Annotated in this window: 20 protein-coding genes; 11 read left to right on the forward strand and 9 right to left on the reverse strand. The window is 37.3% G+C overall.

Annotated elements, in window-relative coordinates:
• Nucleotides 1–332 precede the first annotated feature (332 nt).
• The gene (locus tag ACWQ4X_RS14805; RefSeq protein WP_024160744.1) at nucleotides 333–659 is read left to right on the forward strand and encodes an H-NS histone family protein; all 327 of its coding nucleotides are present in this window, start codon (nucleotides 333–335) and stop codon (nucleotides 657–659) included.
• A 79-nt stretch (nucleotides 660–738) separates the two neighbouring features.
• On the opposite strand, the gene ACWQ4X_RS14810 is transcribed toward ACWQ4X_RS14805, so the two are convergent.
• Both ACWQ4X_RS14810 and ACWQ4X_RS14815 read right to left on the reverse strand, forming a co-directional pair.
• Nucleotides 739–1,008 (reverse strand): hypothetical protein, encoded by a 270-nt coding sequence (locus tag ACWQ4X_RS14810; protein ID WP_024160743.1) that lies wholly within the window; start codon nucleotides 1,006–1,008, stop codon nucleotides 739–741.
• Nucleotides 1,008–1,352, reverse strand: coding sequence for a hypothetical protein (locus tag ACWQ4X_RS14815; RefSeq protein ID WP_038350037.1), 345 nt, complete (start codon nucleotides 1,350–1,352; stop codon nucleotides 1,008–1,010). The genes ACWQ4X_RS14810 and ACWQ4X_RS14815 overlap by 1 nt, the downstream gene beginning before the upstream one ends.
• A gap of 160 nt (nucleotides 1,353–1,512) precedes the next feature.
• Between ACWQ4X_RS14815 and ACWQ4X_RS14820 the strand changes: the two genes are divergently transcribed.
• Entirely contained in the window at nucleotides 1,513–1,701 is a 189-nt protein-coding gene (locus tag ACWQ4X_RS14820) for a hypothetical protein (protein WP_125274517.1), read from the forward strand.
• Nucleotides 1,702–1,843: 142 nt separating this feature from the next.
• Here ACWQ4X_RS14820 and ACWQ4X_RS14825 read toward each other — a convergent pair whose 3' ends face one another.
• Nucleotides 1,844–2,926 (reverse strand): hypothetical protein, encoded by a 1,083-nt coding sequence (locus tag ACWQ4X_RS14825; protein WP_098733232.1) that lies wholly within the window; start codon nucleotides 2,924–2,926, stop codon nucleotides 1,844–1,846.
• A 77-nt stretch (nucleotides 2,927–3,003) separates the two neighbouring features.
• On the reverse strand, nucleotides 3,004–3,648 hold the full coding sequence (locus tag ACWQ4X_RS14830) for a type I-E CRISPR-associated protein Cas6/Cse3/CasE (protein ID WP_457904164.1): 645 nt from the start codon (nucleotides 3,646–3,648) through the stop codon (nucleotides 3,004–3,006).
• Nucleotides 3,649–4,051: 403 nt separating this feature from the next.
• Between ACWQ4X_RS14830 and ACWQ4X_RS14835 the strand changes: the two genes are divergently transcribed.
• From ACWQ4X_RS14835 to ACWQ4X_RS14845, 3 genes are read left to right on the forward strand one after another with little or no spacing between them, the layout of a single operon-like run.
• The gene (locus ACWQ4X_RS14835) at nucleotides 4,052–5,236 is read left to right on the forward strand and encodes a SprT-like domain-containing protein (protein ID WP_098733233.1); all 1,185 of its coding nucleotides are present in this window, start codon (nucleotides 4,052–4,054) and stop codon (nucleotides 5,234–5,236) included.
• Complete coding sequence (locus tag ACWQ4X_RS14840; RefSeq protein WP_005006108.1) at nucleotides 5,233–5,601, forward strand: hypothetical protein; 369 nt, start codon at nucleotides 5,233–5,235, stop codon at nucleotides 5,599–5,601. Before ACWQ4X_RS14835 ends, ACWQ4X_RS14840 begins: the two co-directional genes overlap by 4 nt.
• Nucleotides 5,601–7,268, forward strand: coding sequence for an SNF2-related protein (locus ACWQ4X_RS14845; protein WP_024160737.1), 1,668 nt, complete (start codon nucleotides 5,601–5,603; stop codon nucleotides 7,266–7,268). The genes ACWQ4X_RS14840 and ACWQ4X_RS14845 overlap by 1 nt, the downstream gene beginning before the upstream one ends.
• A 145-nt stretch (nucleotides 7,269–7,413) precedes the next feature.
• Here the strand turns inward: ACWQ4X_RS14845 and ACWQ4X_RS14850 are convergent, their stop codons facing one another.
• A complete protein-coding gene (locus tag ACWQ4X_RS14850) occupies nucleotides 7,414–8,253 on the reverse strand; it encodes a hypothetical protein (protein WP_227553478.1) in 840 nt (279 codons plus the stop codon).
• A gap of 201 nt (nucleotides 8,254–8,454) precedes the next feature.
• Here ACWQ4X_RS14850 and ACWQ4X_RS14855 point away from each other — a divergent pair, with 201 nt between their 5' ends.
• Together ACWQ4X_RS14855 and ACWQ4X_RS14860 are read left to right on the forward strand one after the other, a co-directional pair.
• Complete coding sequence (locus tag ACWQ4X_RS14855) at nucleotides 8,455–9,105, forward strand: hypothetical protein (RefSeq protein WP_024160879.1); 651 nt, start codon at nucleotides 8,455–8,457, stop codon at nucleotides 9,103–9,105.
• Complete coding sequence (locus ACWQ4X_RS14860) at nucleotides 9,081–9,872, forward strand: TraX family protein (RefSeq protein ID WP_038350041.1); 792 nt, start codon at nucleotides 9,081–9,083, stop codon at nucleotides 9,870–9,872. Before ACWQ4X_RS14855 ends, ACWQ4X_RS14860 begins: the two co-directional genes overlap by 25 nt.
• Before the next feature lie 68 nt (nucleotides 9,873–9,940).
• Here the strand turns inward: ACWQ4X_RS14860 and ACWQ4X_RS14865 are convergent, their stop codons facing one another.
• From ACWQ4X_RS14865 to ACWQ4X_RS14880, 4 genes are all read right to left on the reverse strand, one after another.
• The gene (locus ACWQ4X_RS14865) at nucleotides 9,941–10,687 is read right to left on the reverse strand and encodes a hypothetical protein (protein WP_024160733.1); all 747 of its coding nucleotides are present in this window, start codon (nucleotides 10,685–10,687) and stop codon (nucleotides 9,941–9,943) included.
• Between the two features lie 117 nt (nucleotides 10,688–10,804).
• The gene (locus ACWQ4X_RS14870) at nucleotides 10,805–11,545 is read right to left on the reverse strand and encodes a hypothetical protein (protein ID WP_457904165.1); all 741 of its coding nucleotides are present in this window, start codon (nucleotides 11,543–11,545) and stop codon (nucleotides 10,805–10,807) included.
• A 34-nt stretch (nucleotides 11,546–11,579) separates the two neighbouring features.
• Nucleotides 11,580–12,119, reverse strand: coding sequence for a hypothetical protein (locus tag ACWQ4X_RS14875; RefSeq protein WP_024160732.1), 540 nt, complete (start codon nucleotides 12,117–12,119; stop codon nucleotides 11,580–11,582).
• A gap of 80 nt (nucleotides 12,120–12,199) precedes the next feature.
• A complete protein-coding gene (locus ACWQ4X_RS14880; RefSeq protein ID WP_024160731.1) occupies nucleotides 12,200–12,622 on the reverse strand; it encodes a hypothetical protein in 423 nt (140 codons plus the stop codon).
• A gap of 59 nt (nucleotides 12,623–12,681) precedes the next feature.
• On the opposite strand from ACWQ4X_RS14880, the gene ACWQ4X_RS14885 reads away from it, so the two are divergent.
• The 4 genes from ACWQ4X_RS14885 (at nucleotide 12,682) to ACWQ4X_RS14900 (ending at nucleotide 15,250) form a co-directional block, all read left to right on the forward strand.
• On the forward strand, nucleotides 12,682–13,488 hold the full coding sequence (locus tag ACWQ4X_RS14885) for a hypothetical protein (RefSeq protein ID WP_024160730.1): 807 nt from the start codon (nucleotides 12,682–12,684) through the stop codon (nucleotides 13,486–13,488).
• A gap of 1 nt (nucleotide 13,489) precedes the next feature.
• Entirely contained in the window at nucleotides 13,490–14,344 is an 855-nt protein-coding gene (locus ACWQ4X_RS14890; RefSeq protein ID WP_457904166.1) for a transglycosylase SLT domain-containing protein, read from the forward strand.
• Nucleotides 14,345–14,429: 85 nt separating this feature from the next.
• Complete coding sequence (locus ACWQ4X_RS14895; protein ID WP_005006141.1) at nucleotides 14,430–14,936, forward strand: thermonuclease family protein; 507 nt, start codon at nucleotides 14,430–14,432, stop codon at nucleotides 14,934–14,936.
• Nucleotides 14,937–14,941: 5 nt separating this feature from the next.
• Nucleotides 14,942–15,250, forward strand: coding sequence for a hypothetical protein (locus ACWQ4X_RS14900; RefSeq protein ID WP_005006143.1), 309 nt, complete (start codon nucleotides 14,942–14,944; stop codon nucleotides 15,248–15,250).
• The last annotated feature ends 83 nt before the right edge of the window (nucleotides 15,251–15,333 follow it).

Below are 15,333 nucleotides of genomic sequence, written 5' to 3' on the forward strand. Positions count from 1 at the left end.
GTGTAATTAACCAATGCCATTAAAGCTGGCACTTCTGAAATTTTTTTAGAGGCATATAAGCCGATATTAAAATCACAAATACGGATACCAATTGGTAGTGCTGATGTTTCGTTAATCGCAAGATTCATCATGAGATACTTGTGCATATTAATTTACCTAACAGGTTGAATGTATTTTTAGATTAATGTATTTAAAGTGGGAATAACTTATGCTTAAAAATTAGAATAGCCATGGAATAAGTCGAATATTTTAATCAATTAAAAGTACCGTATGCGGTTGTAAACAAAACGCACTGGTGTATATTTGATATATCCAAATTTTCGAGATTAGTTATGGAAGTTGAAAACCTAAGTAAAGACCAGTTAGAAGACCTAATTAAAAAGGCACAAAACCAAATTGTTGTAGTAGAGAATAAGAAACTTGATGACGGTTATCTCAAAATGTTTGAGATCGCAAAAGAATTAGGCTTAACTATTCTTGAATTAAATGAGCACGGCGAAAATCGTAAATTAAATAAAAAGCCAGTGGTTAAAGCAGATCCTAAATATCGCAACCCGAATAACCACAAAGAAGTGTGGGCCGGTCGTGGTAAACGTCCATCCTGGTTAAATCGTGAGATTGAATCTGGAAAAACATTAGAAAGTTTTCTTATCGTATAAATATTAAAAGGGCTTAAATGATTTAAGCCCTTTTTTTAAATGCAATTGTCAGTGTTGTTTAGAGCACGTGCGCGACTACTTAACAAAGTTCAGCTTTGATGTGTTCTAACACATCATCTTCAACACCCTCATTAGAAAATGCTTCAATGAATTCATTCAGGTTTTCATTGCTTAATGGCAAACTTCCGTATTGATCTACTGCAATCATTTGTGAGTTATGCACCAGATATTCAATACTGCAGTCAACAGAACAAAAGGTTTCTTGAATTACATCATTCACCTGATGGCCAGACTTTTTATCGTTAGTATCAATATCACTATTACAGTGAGGGCAACTAAATAATCCCATTACGCAACTCCTTTCTCAATTAAGCTAATTACACCGTGTTCTAATTGATCATCAAACCAGTGCCAGATAATGAAGCGGTCTGTACCTTTGCCCCATAGATGAAAGTCTTCTTCGATTTCATCATCATTGTTTATCGGGGTGTTGCCAAACTCTTCCCATAATGTTTTATGGGTTTTGCCTTGCAAGCTTAATACGCCATTTTCAGAATTTGCTTCAAACCAATCTAGGATCTGATAGCGATATGTACCTTTATTCCAGATATGGAATTCGCATGGTAAGGAATTAGATTCATCAAATTGAATCTGCTGTAATTCACTCCATAACTGGTCTATTGATTTAGCCATGCTTTATAACTCCTTGCTTAATAATTCAATTTTAATAAATAAAAGCGCTCAAAAACTTTTCTTAAAAAACATATAAAATCTGTTAATAATTCCTTTTGGAAAAATACTATCTAAGCAAAACTATTGTTATTATCGAGTGAGCTTATTAAGAGGTTTAAGCATGAATCTAGATAAATACGTTAAAACAGATATAGACGATGGCAATGGTCACATTTGGCTTAAATTTACGAATGATTCAGGTAATGATACTTTTGCTTGTAGTCAATGTGGCTATATGAGACGGGTAGATAGTAATAATCGCCCACTAAACAAAAAGTGTGTTGGTAAAGTGAAAATCACGCTGCGTTAAAATTGAGATTTACAAAAACAAAATAAGAGCCAACATAGGGCTCTTTCTTATTTCATGGGGCTTTTACTGGCTTTACGGAATCAGTGTTGGAATCCAATATTTTTTAGACTACCCAACCATTGCGTAATTAATAACTTATTCCTTAGAGCCCTTTTTCTTTAGGCACACCGCCAACAATCTGAAATGGTATCCAATGGTTAACCCATTTTTCTTTGGTACCACGTTTGCCCAACCAGTAAAAGTTCCAGTGAGGAACCCGTGGATGTGGTTTTTTGGTACCTTTGTAGTTGCCAGACTTTAGATCTTCATCGCGCTTTAGGATCGCTTCATTGATCTTTTTATTTGTTTCGGTACCAACAATAGTCGGCTTGTACTTATTGGCCTCAAATAAACGCAATTCACGCTTAATCAGCTCTAATTTAGGCCTGGCTTGTGTTGTTTCTGGTGTTAATGGTCTGAGATCTGGTTCTTTTTGGCTGAACCATAGAATCAAATTGATTAGCTTCTTCTGCAGTTCCATGAACGTGTTAATTTCTTGTTCATCTGGCAAGTTCTTTTCATCAAAAAACGTATCAATGAAATCGGTCATGCAGTCCTCAACAGTTGATTCAAAATCATCATCATCAGGGAAGTGCATGGTAATGGTTTTTGCTAAGCCAGTATCGGTATATACCGTGGTAAATAGCACCTTGCGATCGTTCAACGTGTTTTTCGCAAAAATAACACCGACCACTTGTTCATTTTGCACGTAGAGATTGGCATTGTCGGTTTGAACGTAGATCGCAATATCAGGTAGGTTTAATAGGAAACCGGGGATACTGCGGTTGTACTCGGTCTTTACAAGCATTTGAATGACTTGATCTTCAAACCGATAAATATTTTTGGTTAGGCTCCATGAGCCAAGAGTAATGATTTCACCAATGTTGCAAGGTAGCTGATTGATAAATGAGAGTGGAATTTCTTGGCCAGTGGCTTGAACACCCATAATGGTACTGGTGCGTTTCATTCGTTCACGCCAGATAGGATCTCGACAATCTAGTGCAGCATATGTCCATTCATCACCACTGATTAGGCATTCGTGCGGATCTTTACTGTTTTGTCGTGCGATCGCATAAGCTTCTACACATTTCATTAAGCCATTGAGGTTAAACTTCACATGTTCTAATCGCGCTGTGATGACTTTAAGTGGTATTCCTATCTTTGGATCTAAATCTTTATTTCTCATGTTGAGCAACCAGGATCTATATCAGATCAATATCTGAAAAAATTTCGTTTAAAAAAGGACTTTAAAAGTCCTTTCGATTAGTCGTGAGCACTATTATTACAAGGCGGTGTAAACAAAGTACCATCTAAGCGGATCATTCCAAAGCCGTAGGTTTTATCACGACCAATACCATTGAGCCATGCTGTTTTAAATAGCTCTAAATCACCAACAGTCGCACTAAATGAAATATCTATGGTCTGGACTGGAATATTCAAAATGCTGAGCTGTGGTCCACATTGTTGCTCAATTATAGTGACATCCAATAGACCTTTGCTACTAAGAGCGTTTTTGGTGAATTCGGCTGCTTCATCTCCAGTTAGATTTTTACGCTTCTTACCTGAATTGCCTTTGGGTTTTTCGCCGTGGACCGAAATGTATTCTTCAATTTCTTGGCGGTTAAAGCTACATTCACGGTTAAGAGGAACCATGATTTTTCCAGTGATTTGCTGACCGTGCGAAATTTCAATGTATTCTTTGGCCATTGGGATTTTGACGTCCGATACGCACGTTCTTAAATAGATGTGCTTGCCATCTGTAAAAAATATGACTTTTGCGGAACAGAATGTCTCGACCTTATTTCGTTTAAACATTTCTCTAAAAATGTACTTGAACAAGTTCTTTTCATTTTCAGGATGTGTAAGGGCAAAACAATTGGCTGTTAGTTTTATGTTATTCAGACTCATTTCGATATCCAGTTTTCTATAAACAGCATTATTAAGAACCATTGCCTTTAAATAGCGCCTTATTGACAATAAGGGTATTATTCAGCATTTATAAACGCTAAAAGTAACTTCTATGTGCATTTAACAAAAGTGGCTTATAATATACTTAAAACCCTCAAAATTGATATAGGAACACCAGTTTTGTGTGGAAGTAAAGCGTAACACTCATATTATGAAAACCAACCACAATTTATTAAACCTACACTTTAATGATACTTATTTTTTGTGTTGTAATTTTTTTTTAAAAAAATATATGCTTTGCTGATTATTTTAAACTATTGACTGTATTTTAAGCTGTGCGTAAACTTTAAACGTTGTTTTGTACAATCCACACCTAGTTTGATCCTGTTTGGACGACTGAAAAATGAACATAAAGAATAGAACTACGTTGCAGTTTTATGAAGAACTGCAGTTGGTGTATGACCGTTTCAATGAAAGGCTATTCAAAAATGAATTACCAGATTGTTTGATTACGCTTCAACGTATCAACAAAAATACCGGTTATTGGTCTGAGAATAGATTTGCTTCGACAGAAGATGATACGGCGTATACGCACGAACTGGCCCTTAACCCTGATTACTTTGGCACCCAACCATTGCTTAACATTTTTAAATGCTATGCACATGAGATGTGTCATATGAAACAAAGCATTTTTGGTGAGCCATCTAAACGCTCATATCACAATGCTGAGTTTGCGGCATTTATGCTTGAGATCGGTTTGATTATGACTGATGACGGCACAAAAGAAGGTCGCACGACAGGCGAGAAGATGACCGAAATCGTTGCACCTGATGGCTTGTTTATTCAAGTGTGCAATGAGCTTGTCGATGAAGGGCGTATCATCAAATGGTATGACAAGTACGCACCCAAAACGATTTCAAGTCTTGAAATGATTCAAGAGCAAGTGCAGTTGTTGGAGTCCATTCCGACTGCTTCTCCAAAGCTATTTCATATTGCCTTACTTGGCAATGAAATCAATTCAGCTTTGAAATCACCTAAAAAAGAGAAGCCAGTTGCCGAACCGTCAAAAGCACCAGATTCCCTCACTGGATATGCCATCCCAACAAGTGATGAAGAAGAGGAACCGACTCCCACTACAATGAATCCCTTTGATGTAGCGATCGGACTAATCGACATATCAAATACCGGTGCAAACCTTGGCGGTTATTATCCAACGGCTTTTGATGAAGATCCGTTAGATGATGACGACAAACCAATACCAGAACCTAAGGTTGTTAAACTTTATAAGGGTGAACAACCAAACGGCGATGATAACGAGCTTATTGTACTCAAAGAAACTATGATCGGTGGAACACTCTATCAAGAGCTTGGTTTAGCCAATTTTGAAGAGCCTGAGCCTGAGCCTAAGAAACAGACTAGGGCATCTTTTGCGTGTCCTGAGTGTGGCCGTGGTGCAACGTGTAGTCCTACTTTTAGATTATCGTGTACTGAATGTGAAGTTGAACTGGTACCATCAAAATCCATTGATAAAAGCCAGGTGAAGAAAAACAAAAAGGCTGCTAAAGCTGACCAAGGGGATGCAGAATGAAAACGATTGAAGAGCTTGGAATTCTGTTTTCTTCACACAAATACCGTTTTTATAACGAAAAAGACTTACAACTCGCGATTGAGCAAATGTTTATTGCCAATGAGATTCCGTATGAACGTGAGGTTCGTCTATCAAATAAAGACATCATTGATTTTACTGTTGAGCTTGATGTCGGCAAGGTGGGTGTTGAATTAAAAATAGATGGTGCACGTAACGCATTATTGCGTCAGATCAATCGCTATTTAAGCCATGACAGCATAAAAGCGCTCTATGTGGTTGGTACACCGTATTGGGTGAATAACATTCCAATCCAACTGAACAATAAATTTATTTACCGCCATCGTATTTTAGTGGGGGTCTTCTAATGTCTAAATCTTACGGCACCATTTCTCGTCAAGAAAAAAACTGGCACATTGAATGTGAACCACATGTTAAAACACGACTTAAGCGTGTATTCCCACAAGTCAGCCAACATGCATCAAAATTTATTGAGTTAAGCGATACGCCGTCTAATTGTCACGACCTACTTTGGTTTATTGAACGTTATCCAATGCATGTTGATGATCTTAAATACATGAAAGCGCAATCTAAGGCTTATGTGTCGCTAAAAGAAGATATTTTGGATGTGATGGACTATAAACGTCCGATCAAAACATTTGATCTTGCCGTGCCTCCATATGAGTATCAAAGAGCAGCTGCAGATCTACTACTTAATGTTAAAGGTTTGCTCTTGGGGGATGATTTGGGCCTTGGCAAAACAGCGAGTGGAATATGTCCGATGATTCTACCTGAATCGCTCCCGGCGCTTTTTGTGACAATGACACATCTTCCAATGCAAATTAAGAATGAAATTGAACGCTTTGCTCCGCACCTAAAATGTCACATCCTAAAGAAAGCATCGCCTTATCCATTGCACAAAGAGGGTGAAGCAGCACCCGATGTCATTATCACCAGTTATTCAAAGTTGAACGGTTGGGCTGAATATCTTGCCGGAAAGATTAAGTACGTAGTGTTTGACGAGATCCAAGAGTTACGGACTGGCTATACATCGCAAAAGTATTCCGCTGCTAAACTCATTAGTGACCAAGCTGAATTACGCCTCGGTCTATCAGCTACACCGATTTATAACTACGGTGATGAATTCTACAACATCATTGAAATATTGCGTCCAGATAGCTTAGGTACCGCTACCGAATTCGCTCGTGAGTGGTGTTCACACGAAAAACGTATTAATGATCCTAAAGCGTTCGGGATGTTTTTACGTGATGAAGGTCTAATGTTGCGCCGTACTCGAGCAGATGTAAATCGAGAGTTACCGCCAGTACAAATCATCCCTCAATATGTCGAAAGCGATCCTAAAGTACTGGATCAAATTAAGGGCAAGGCAATGGAACTGGCAAAAGTAATTTTAAGCTCTACTCAAGAATTCCAAGGGCAAAAGCTTCGTGCGACAGAAGAATTCAATATTATGATGCGCCAAGCAACAGGTATCGCCAAAGCGCCGTATGTCGCTGAGTTCGTGCGTATGCTTGTTGAGTCTGGTGAATCAGTCATGCTTTATGGTTGGCATCGAGATGTGTACAACATTTGGCTAGAACGCTTGGCTGAATTCAATCCTGTTATGTATACAGGTACGGAAGGACCTGCAGCTAAGGAACGATCTAAACAAGCATTCTTGAATGATGAAAGTAAAGTCTTCATTAGTTCATTACGTTCATCTGCCGGGCTTGATGGCTTGCAGTACCACTCAAAATGCAAAACATTTGTGTTTGGTGAGTTGGATTGGTCGCCTGGTGTTCATGATCAATGTATTGGTCGCTTAGACCGTGACGGTCAAATCAAACAGATCTCGGCATATTACTTGTTGGCTGATTCGGGTTCAGATCCAATTATTTCTGATGTCTTAGGCATCAAAAAAGGCCAGTTGGAAGGAGTTAAAAACCCGAATGGCGAATTATTTGAACATTTAATTACGGACGGTGGCGGTATCAAGCGCTTAGCCGAACACATACTGAATAAGAAGGTAGCTTAAGAGAAACTTTATGACTGAACTTTACCTAGCTTGTTTTAGAGATTCTGCTACAAAACTTCGGTATGACCAGGCCCTTTCGTTAAAAGATCGCTATATTCTTCTTCCTTTTGATATAGCCGATGCACATAAACTACCATGGTGCTATTTATGAATATTGAAATGCTTTTGTGTATGTCCAACTTAAATTGACCAACAAATTAGGTTCTTTATCCAAAGCGAATAGATCTGAATAAACATTAAAGTTTTTACCCAAAAATGCATTGTGTAAGAAGTGAATAAGGTCTAGATCCACGTAGTTAACCGTAGACACAATCTTTAAGTATTCAGACAAAGCTTTAAACATCGGTGTTAGCTCTGCGATGGCACGGCTATACCGCTGTTCTGATTTATGCTCTCTATATTTTTCAAAGCCATTTTTCAAAATCCTTTTGAGCTCTGCATCATCAAATGGAATATTTGAATAAAACTCACCAGTACTAAGATCTCCAAAATTAGACATAAAGTTATCAATCACGGGTAATTTACGTTCTAGAGATAAGCGCTGCGTTGATCTGATTAATTTAATGAATGAATAGAAAAACGGTAAGAAGCGTCTGTAGTAATCATAAATGACCTCTGCAAGCTTACGATCGCGAACATCAGCATTGATGGGTACACATTTAGGATATTGCGTAACAAAATTGGGTTTCTGCAGATAAATGGTTAGGTCCTTAAACACCTCAGCACCATTTAGGCGATTAGATTTAAGAAATGACCAATCTACCAAGTCATAATCTACTGCACGAATCTCTCTTAGATTTAATTCATCAAACTTAAAGTTGAGTAGGCGTAGGTAATCTACAAAATTAGCCAAGTACCATGGCTGAGTTTTATCGATGTTGTATTCAGGATGACTATCAATGTCCAAGTGATTTAATAAATTGGTCCACGACTGGTCAATTCCAGCCAAATTAACTTGTTTGTCTATTCGATCAGGGGTAAGCATAGTAATCCCAATTGTATATACTAATTCGTAAGAAATTAGATACATTGTATCAATAATTCCTAGAATAAATATTCTTTTAAATTTTTTATCAATTCTAATTCGCCACACAACAAAAATGCTTATTTACTGAGCTAAAAACTTATATCCAATTAATTAAAACCCTATATAATTATTTTAATACTCTAATTCGAGTGAGTTGTTATGATTAGTGATCCAATCGAAATCGCAAAATTAAAACAAAGCATCTTAGATTTAAGAAACAATATTTTTCCTCCACAAAACCTTTTAACGGTTGATGGATTACCAATTTATTATGGTGAGAAAAAGTTTGTTGATGAATATCTTGCACAATGGATGGACTTTTATCAAAAAGCATTAGAACTTTCTAATCCTTTTGGTGATCCTATTGATTTGTCCGAAATAAATGAAATTCATTTGCCTGTGCATTTTAATTTGCCCGTGTTTGCTCGTAATGTCACTCGCATGATTTTAAATAAAACACTGGCCAAGGAATCTATTACTTTTCGTTCAAGTGCAGATCTGTTTGAGAAGTGCGGATACTTCAATCGTGAATATACGGATTTAATTTATGAGTACTTTGATCGTGATGAAGATAACGTATTGGTCGGGCATCGACCGTATAACGATATTCGTGCGTACTTGTTTTATGCCGGCGATGAAGAGCGTCATCGCACGAGATTTTATAACTCTGGCCTGGTGCTCGGTTATCCCGAAGGTTGGAATAGCATTGAGATCTTAGATAATCGTAACAACACCCGAAAACAGCGTAGTGATGCTTATACAAACCCTTTAGCGAAAAATAACACATGGTTCATCTACAAGAAGCTGTAATTAGCCAAAGCGCCGTGCGAGATCGCAATAGAGCCTTGGATCTATTGAAGTGGATTGCGATTGTGACCATGGTTATTGACCACGCATCAATATTATTTCCTCAATATAATCTGTTGTTGAGGACGATTGGCCGTTGGGCTTTTCCTATTTTTTGTATCATGCTTGCATTCAATTTGAACCAAGCTATTTCTAAAAAGAAAACCCATACATTAAAAAACTATTTTAAAAATTTGGCGTTGTTTTGTGTGCTATCAGAAGTACCGTATCAACTATTCAACCAAGAGCCATTTACAACTCTGAACGTCATGCCTACGTTGCTTTTAGGATTTTTGCTTGTTGTATTAGGGGAATCTAAACATAAATATGCAACGCTGCAGTTTGTCTCTCTGTTAGTCGTGATCACATTGCTATCTAATTTTATTATGTATAGCGTGTGGGGCGTTTTATTAATTGTATTCCTGTATTTATTCTTTAAAACAACCAACGTTCATTCTAAGAAATACTTTTTAATGATCAGCGTCTTGCTCACTTCATTGGCCAACATTTTCAACTGGTTGATTGGTGGCTACTATACGGATATGACTACATATTCTTTGGCATTCTCATTTGCTGTCAGTAGCGCCATTGCAACGTGTATTGGTGCACAATTCCTACTGAAAGGACAGCACATGAATTTACCTTTTGAATTACCGCCAGTGGGGAAGTGGGCGTACTGGTTCTATCCAGTACATCTCGTCATCATTTGGATTCTTTTTAAATTTGCATAATAAATTTAGGCATAAAAAAAGCACCAAAGTATTTATGACTAAGGTGCTTTTTTATTGCTTAATCAGCGTTATTCGCTAGATCCAGCATCTAAACCGAATGAGCTAATTTCTTGCTGTCTTTCTTGCTCAGCTGCTTGTTCTGGTGATGCTTGTGGAGTAGGTGCACCAGATTGGTTATTTTGTTGATCATATTGATTCAGCAATTGCTTTAATGCTTCAGGATCTTGAGCAATTTGATTCGCAATTTCTAATGTTGGGTCCTGTTGTTTTTTACCAGCAGCATAACCAAAAATAGCCAAACCAATGAAAGCAGCAAAGAAAGTGGCAAGTACGATCAGTACAAATTTACCAATAATGCTACCTTTGAAGCGTTCAAACCAAGTTTCATCTTCATAGTGGTAAGGTTGGTTAATGTTTTGGCAACCATAGCTAAATGCATCCATCCACGCATTACGAACCAATTGTTTAATTTGTTCTGTTTGCGGTAAATGACCTTTTTTAGCCACGTTTACTTTGATTTTTGGCTCTGCTAATACAAAACGTTTTTCTTCACCATTACCTAGTGTATTAACGAGCTCTACGGTACCAGAACAAGTGAAATAACGACCAACATCATTGTTTTCTAAAGTATCAAAACCACTGATTTGTATTGTTAACTCTTTAAGATCGGCATTCGGGATTTTTATATTTTTAGGTTGACGATTCAAATCTTCAGAATCCGTATCAACTGAGATTGTTAAAAGGTCATTGTTACTAAAAATTGAAACAAGAGGGTCGTGAGATAGAATGTCTTTTTGCTTCTTAATTAAACTCACAATGTATCACCAGTTAAAATAGAAATTAAAAGTATTATATTTTAAAAAAGGGTTTTAGTGATAGTTTATTTTATGTTTAACGTAAAAAAGCCACTTTTAAGAAAGTGGGTTTTAGGTTTAAGAGAGGTAGTTATTATTTATAAAATATTCCTTTTTAATTCTCTTAATCTCCATGCCTTTGTCTAAAAGCAATTTAAACTCATTAAAATCATCACGCATAAGCTTATGAACCTTTAATGATTTTTGACTCTTAGCTTTGATAGCACTGTTGTATTGTACTGCAGCAACCAGATCGTAATGCTTATTTAGATCCAAACCATAAAGTGATGTTAATTTTTCAGAAATATAATCAAATATAACGGTCAAACAGATGACCTTATTGTTAGTGTTAGTCAGTATCTCTTCTGGAAATTCATTATTTCCCGAAGCTGCACTGGCTAAACGTGCCCATTCTGTCATGGGTAGGGAACCATCTTCACCAATCACGTTGATTAAGTTGTTTAAAAAGATAAAGCGGTGATTAAAAAACTTCACTTTGCTTTTTTGCAAAATTCTAAATGTATAAACGTTTGCCCAATACACAACATAGTTTTTAATCTTTAGACCATTGATTGAGTCTTGCGTTAATAAATCTTCATTGGTGATGCCATGATATTGAGTTGCTTCTTCAGTGACTTGTTTTTTTGGCTTCCAGTAGCTCTCTTCAGCATTATAAAGATACTGAGCCTGTTCTATTGATGATGTGCGGCACTTTTTAATACGCGTCAAAATAGACGACTTAATAATGTCAGGCACATCAACTGGATTCTTGACTTTGGCGGTAAATTCCAGTGTGAGGAAACATAATGGTGCTGGCATAGCTTGGCCTTTCTAATATCCCTTAATTTATAACTTAAAACGTTCTATTTTCTGAATTGATATTCGCGAAATAAGGAACTAATTGCTTTTCTCGGTCATGAATGTATGCAGTTGATGACATATCCAATACCGCACCTGGTACATAAGTTAGGTTTAGATTGATATTTTCACCGTTACCATCGATCAAGACGCCATTAAACCGCGCTTTGTCTGGATCTCCTTTTACAAATAGCTGTTGGCCAACATAACCGGACAAGCTATTGATATAGAGGTTTTTCATTTTTTCCGAAGATTGCAAAGCATTTATATAGAGAAGATCCATAATTTTTTCTTCTCCATTTTGATTTCTAATTTTTACTGTTTTTGGACCAACAACATCCACAATTGTAGCAATCCATAAGTCATGATGTTCAACTTCCCAACCATTGTAGCGACTTTCAATCCAATCGGGGCTTAAGAGTCTTGGCTTAAAGGGGTAGGAGTAGATTTTGAATATTAAGATCGAAACCACAATTATGATTGGCAAGCCAAAACATATTTTTATTTTATGTTTCTTAAAAGCACTGTTAAACATAACCGTATATACCAAAAAATTTAAAATCATTTTAACTTAAAATAATAAGTTTGTATTGGTTAAAACCATTGATATATCAATTATTCATCACTGTTATAGGTATAACCATCATCACTACTGCGATCTTTACCTACTAATAATTCTTCAATACGCTTAGCTTCAGCTATTGTTCTGAGTGCATTTTCCTTTTTTTCTTGTCGTTCTGTATTTTCACGAATCGCTTCAAGAATCTCAGGAGATAAGGCCTTTTCAGGTTGTTGTTCTTGGGCTTCAGGCTCGGAAGCACTTGCTTCTTCAGCCTTTATAGGTTGGTCTTTTTTCTTAGGATCTACCAAGTCATAAAACACAAGTTCTTTTGATTCACTCGTTGCGGATTCGTCTAAAAACTTCTTTTCTTGACCTTTTAATGGATCTTGTTCATTTGGAGTATTAGAGTTATTACAGGCACTTAAAAGGGTGGAAATTAAAATAACCGTTGCGAAGTTAAAAAGGGTTTTAGACACGTTGAAAATCCTTTAATATAATAACGTATTCTACATAATAAAAGTCCGTAGGTAAAAGTATGTCTTCAGATAAAAATAGTTCTGATAGTGCTACACAAAAGGTAAATATTACCAATGAGGTTTTAGATGAAGCTGCCATTAAACAGGCAATTGAAGCTAATCAACCCCGTAAATCAGGTATTTTAAAGCGAGTCTTTTTTGATTTCGGGCGTAAAAGCCACTGGAGTTCAGCTAGAAAAGGGTTTTTACCGCATTTATCTAATATTAGATCAATGCTGTCGCCAACATGCCCCGAATGCGGTAAATCGATTTTAATGCATGACAACAGGATTCCACGTTCTTATAAAGGCAACGTGAATTGGGTATGTGCACACCCTTTATGTGAATATGAAATTGTCGCACCTAACAATTTTAAACAACTGAAAAAACTCATTGCTAATACTCACTACCCAAGAGGGCAAGAACGTTTAGCTTCAATGAGTAATGATGAAATAGACAAGCTTATTAAAAACCATCAGTTTTCTTCTTATTTGTATTTAGCATTATCTATGTTTACAGGCTTGTACGTAGTTTATATGTTCTTTAAAGCGCTATATCCAATGCTTGTTGTACCAGGTGTATTATTGGTGTTTTATCTATACATGGTTAGCATCAATTCAGCTTATCGTGCATGGCAAGTCCGTACTGGTCTTTTATTCTTACCGAATTCGCCATTCTTGGCATGGTTCCGCTATGCGCCAAAAAAATATAGCTTATCGTGGTATGACGGCAAAAACCCATTGCCAGTTGAAACACTGAATAAGTTAGCTGACCGTAAACAGCACCTAATCGACAATTTCAACAACAACGATAAAGGTGCTGATTAATATGCTGTTAATACCAACGCTATTTGCGACTCTATTAGGATCAAGCGTTGCTTATGCTCAATTGCCTCAAAGTTCTGAGGCTCTAGGTTCATATGCAAACCATGTCAATTCTAATGGATCAAGTACACCATATCGACCATTTCAGGTCATGACCAACACTCAGCAAGAAACGGCGCCAGCAAAGCAAAGAGGCTTTACGAGTCGTTACTTGGGCGTGAAGTACACACCGAAAAAAACTGAAGAAACTTCGACTAGCACTGAGCGCACGGCAGTTGCACAAAATGGACCACAACCTAGTGGCCAGCAAGCACCAGCACCACAACAACAACCCGTTCGCCAGAATATCCGTCCTGTTACTTATACCTATCCAACTACGCAATACAATCAAGCGAGTGCATCTTACGATCAAACCGTACCGGGTAGAGTCGCTACTTTGAGTTGTGTTATTCATGCTGCGCGGTCAGAAGGTGTTCCGCTGTATGTTTTATTGGGTATACATAGCAAAGAGCGTGGTACCAATGGACAAACAGTGCAAAACAAAAACCTTTCATTGGATATGGGGCAATTCCAAATCAATACCATACACTTTAAACGTGGCGGTATGTTTGAAAATTATAACAGCCATTATGTGCGTACTGATGGATGTCTGAATGCGCGACTTGCAGCCAAGATCTTGCGAAATCGATTAACCACAAAACCGTCAACCGATTTTTGGGTTAGAGCAGCTGCTTACCACTCATGGACGCCATCTTTTAATGCGATATATCGCAATGGCACGGCGAAACAACCTGGTTTAGTTGCGTATGCACTTCAATGGAAAAAATGGCTTGAGAGAAAGGGGATAAATCCTAACTAATCAGCTGAATATATTTTTTAAGAAAAAAATTGCAGTTACGTAATGCGATATAATTTACCTATTCTTTACCCACTAAGGATTCAAAATGAACCTTAATACAACTTTAAAAAGTTTAGCTTTAACCTTATCCATGTCTGTTGTTGCTACTGCAGCTCAAGCCGATTTTGTTGGCAAAGTTGTACGTATTTCTGACGGCGACACTATCACCGTTTTAAACAACAACAATGAGCAGATCCGTGTTCGCTTCAACCAGATTGATGCACCAGAAAAAAGTCAAGCTTTTGGTCAGAAATCGCGTCAGAACATCAGTTTCTTGCATGAAACGATTGTGTATGTGCAAGAAAATAGTAAGGACCGCTACGGTCGTACTCTTGGTACCATTTTTCAGATGCGTACAAACCAAGTGCCCAACTTAAACATCGTGAATAGTGTTAACTATAAGCAAGTTAAAGATGGCTATGCATGGGCTTATCGTGAATATCTCAAAGATAAAATTATTTTGAGTGCTGAAAGCAACGCACGTTCTCAACGCCTTGGTTTATGGGCTGATCCAAACCCTGTTTATCCAAGCCAGTACCGTCACAATAAGTAATATTGATGAACGGTGAATTAAATACCGCTAAAGCCGTAGCGGTATTAAATAAATATCTACTGCAACAACAATGTGGTAATCGTATGGAACTGCAGTTTTTCAGTGAAGAACTGCAAGCTCAGATTGAAGCTCTCAGCTTGGCTTCTGTACGAAATGAGTTGGTTACTCAGTTGGCAAATTTGGGAAAATGTCTTTGTGATGAAAAGTTGGTGAATTGTTCAGCCAACGCAAATTACTCAGAAGTGGCAATAGATTTCCTTGAAATGCACTTAGAGTCGCTGGAAGGGCGACAGTTCAAAGAAGGTTTTATATGACATCTATTGTCATATCCACGGAATCCAATTAATCACCAGATCAGAACGAACCACTAAGCAATTAGTGGTTTTTTTCCTAAGGG

Source organism: Acinetobacter sp. NigerLNRRAM0016 (assembly GCF_054112845.1).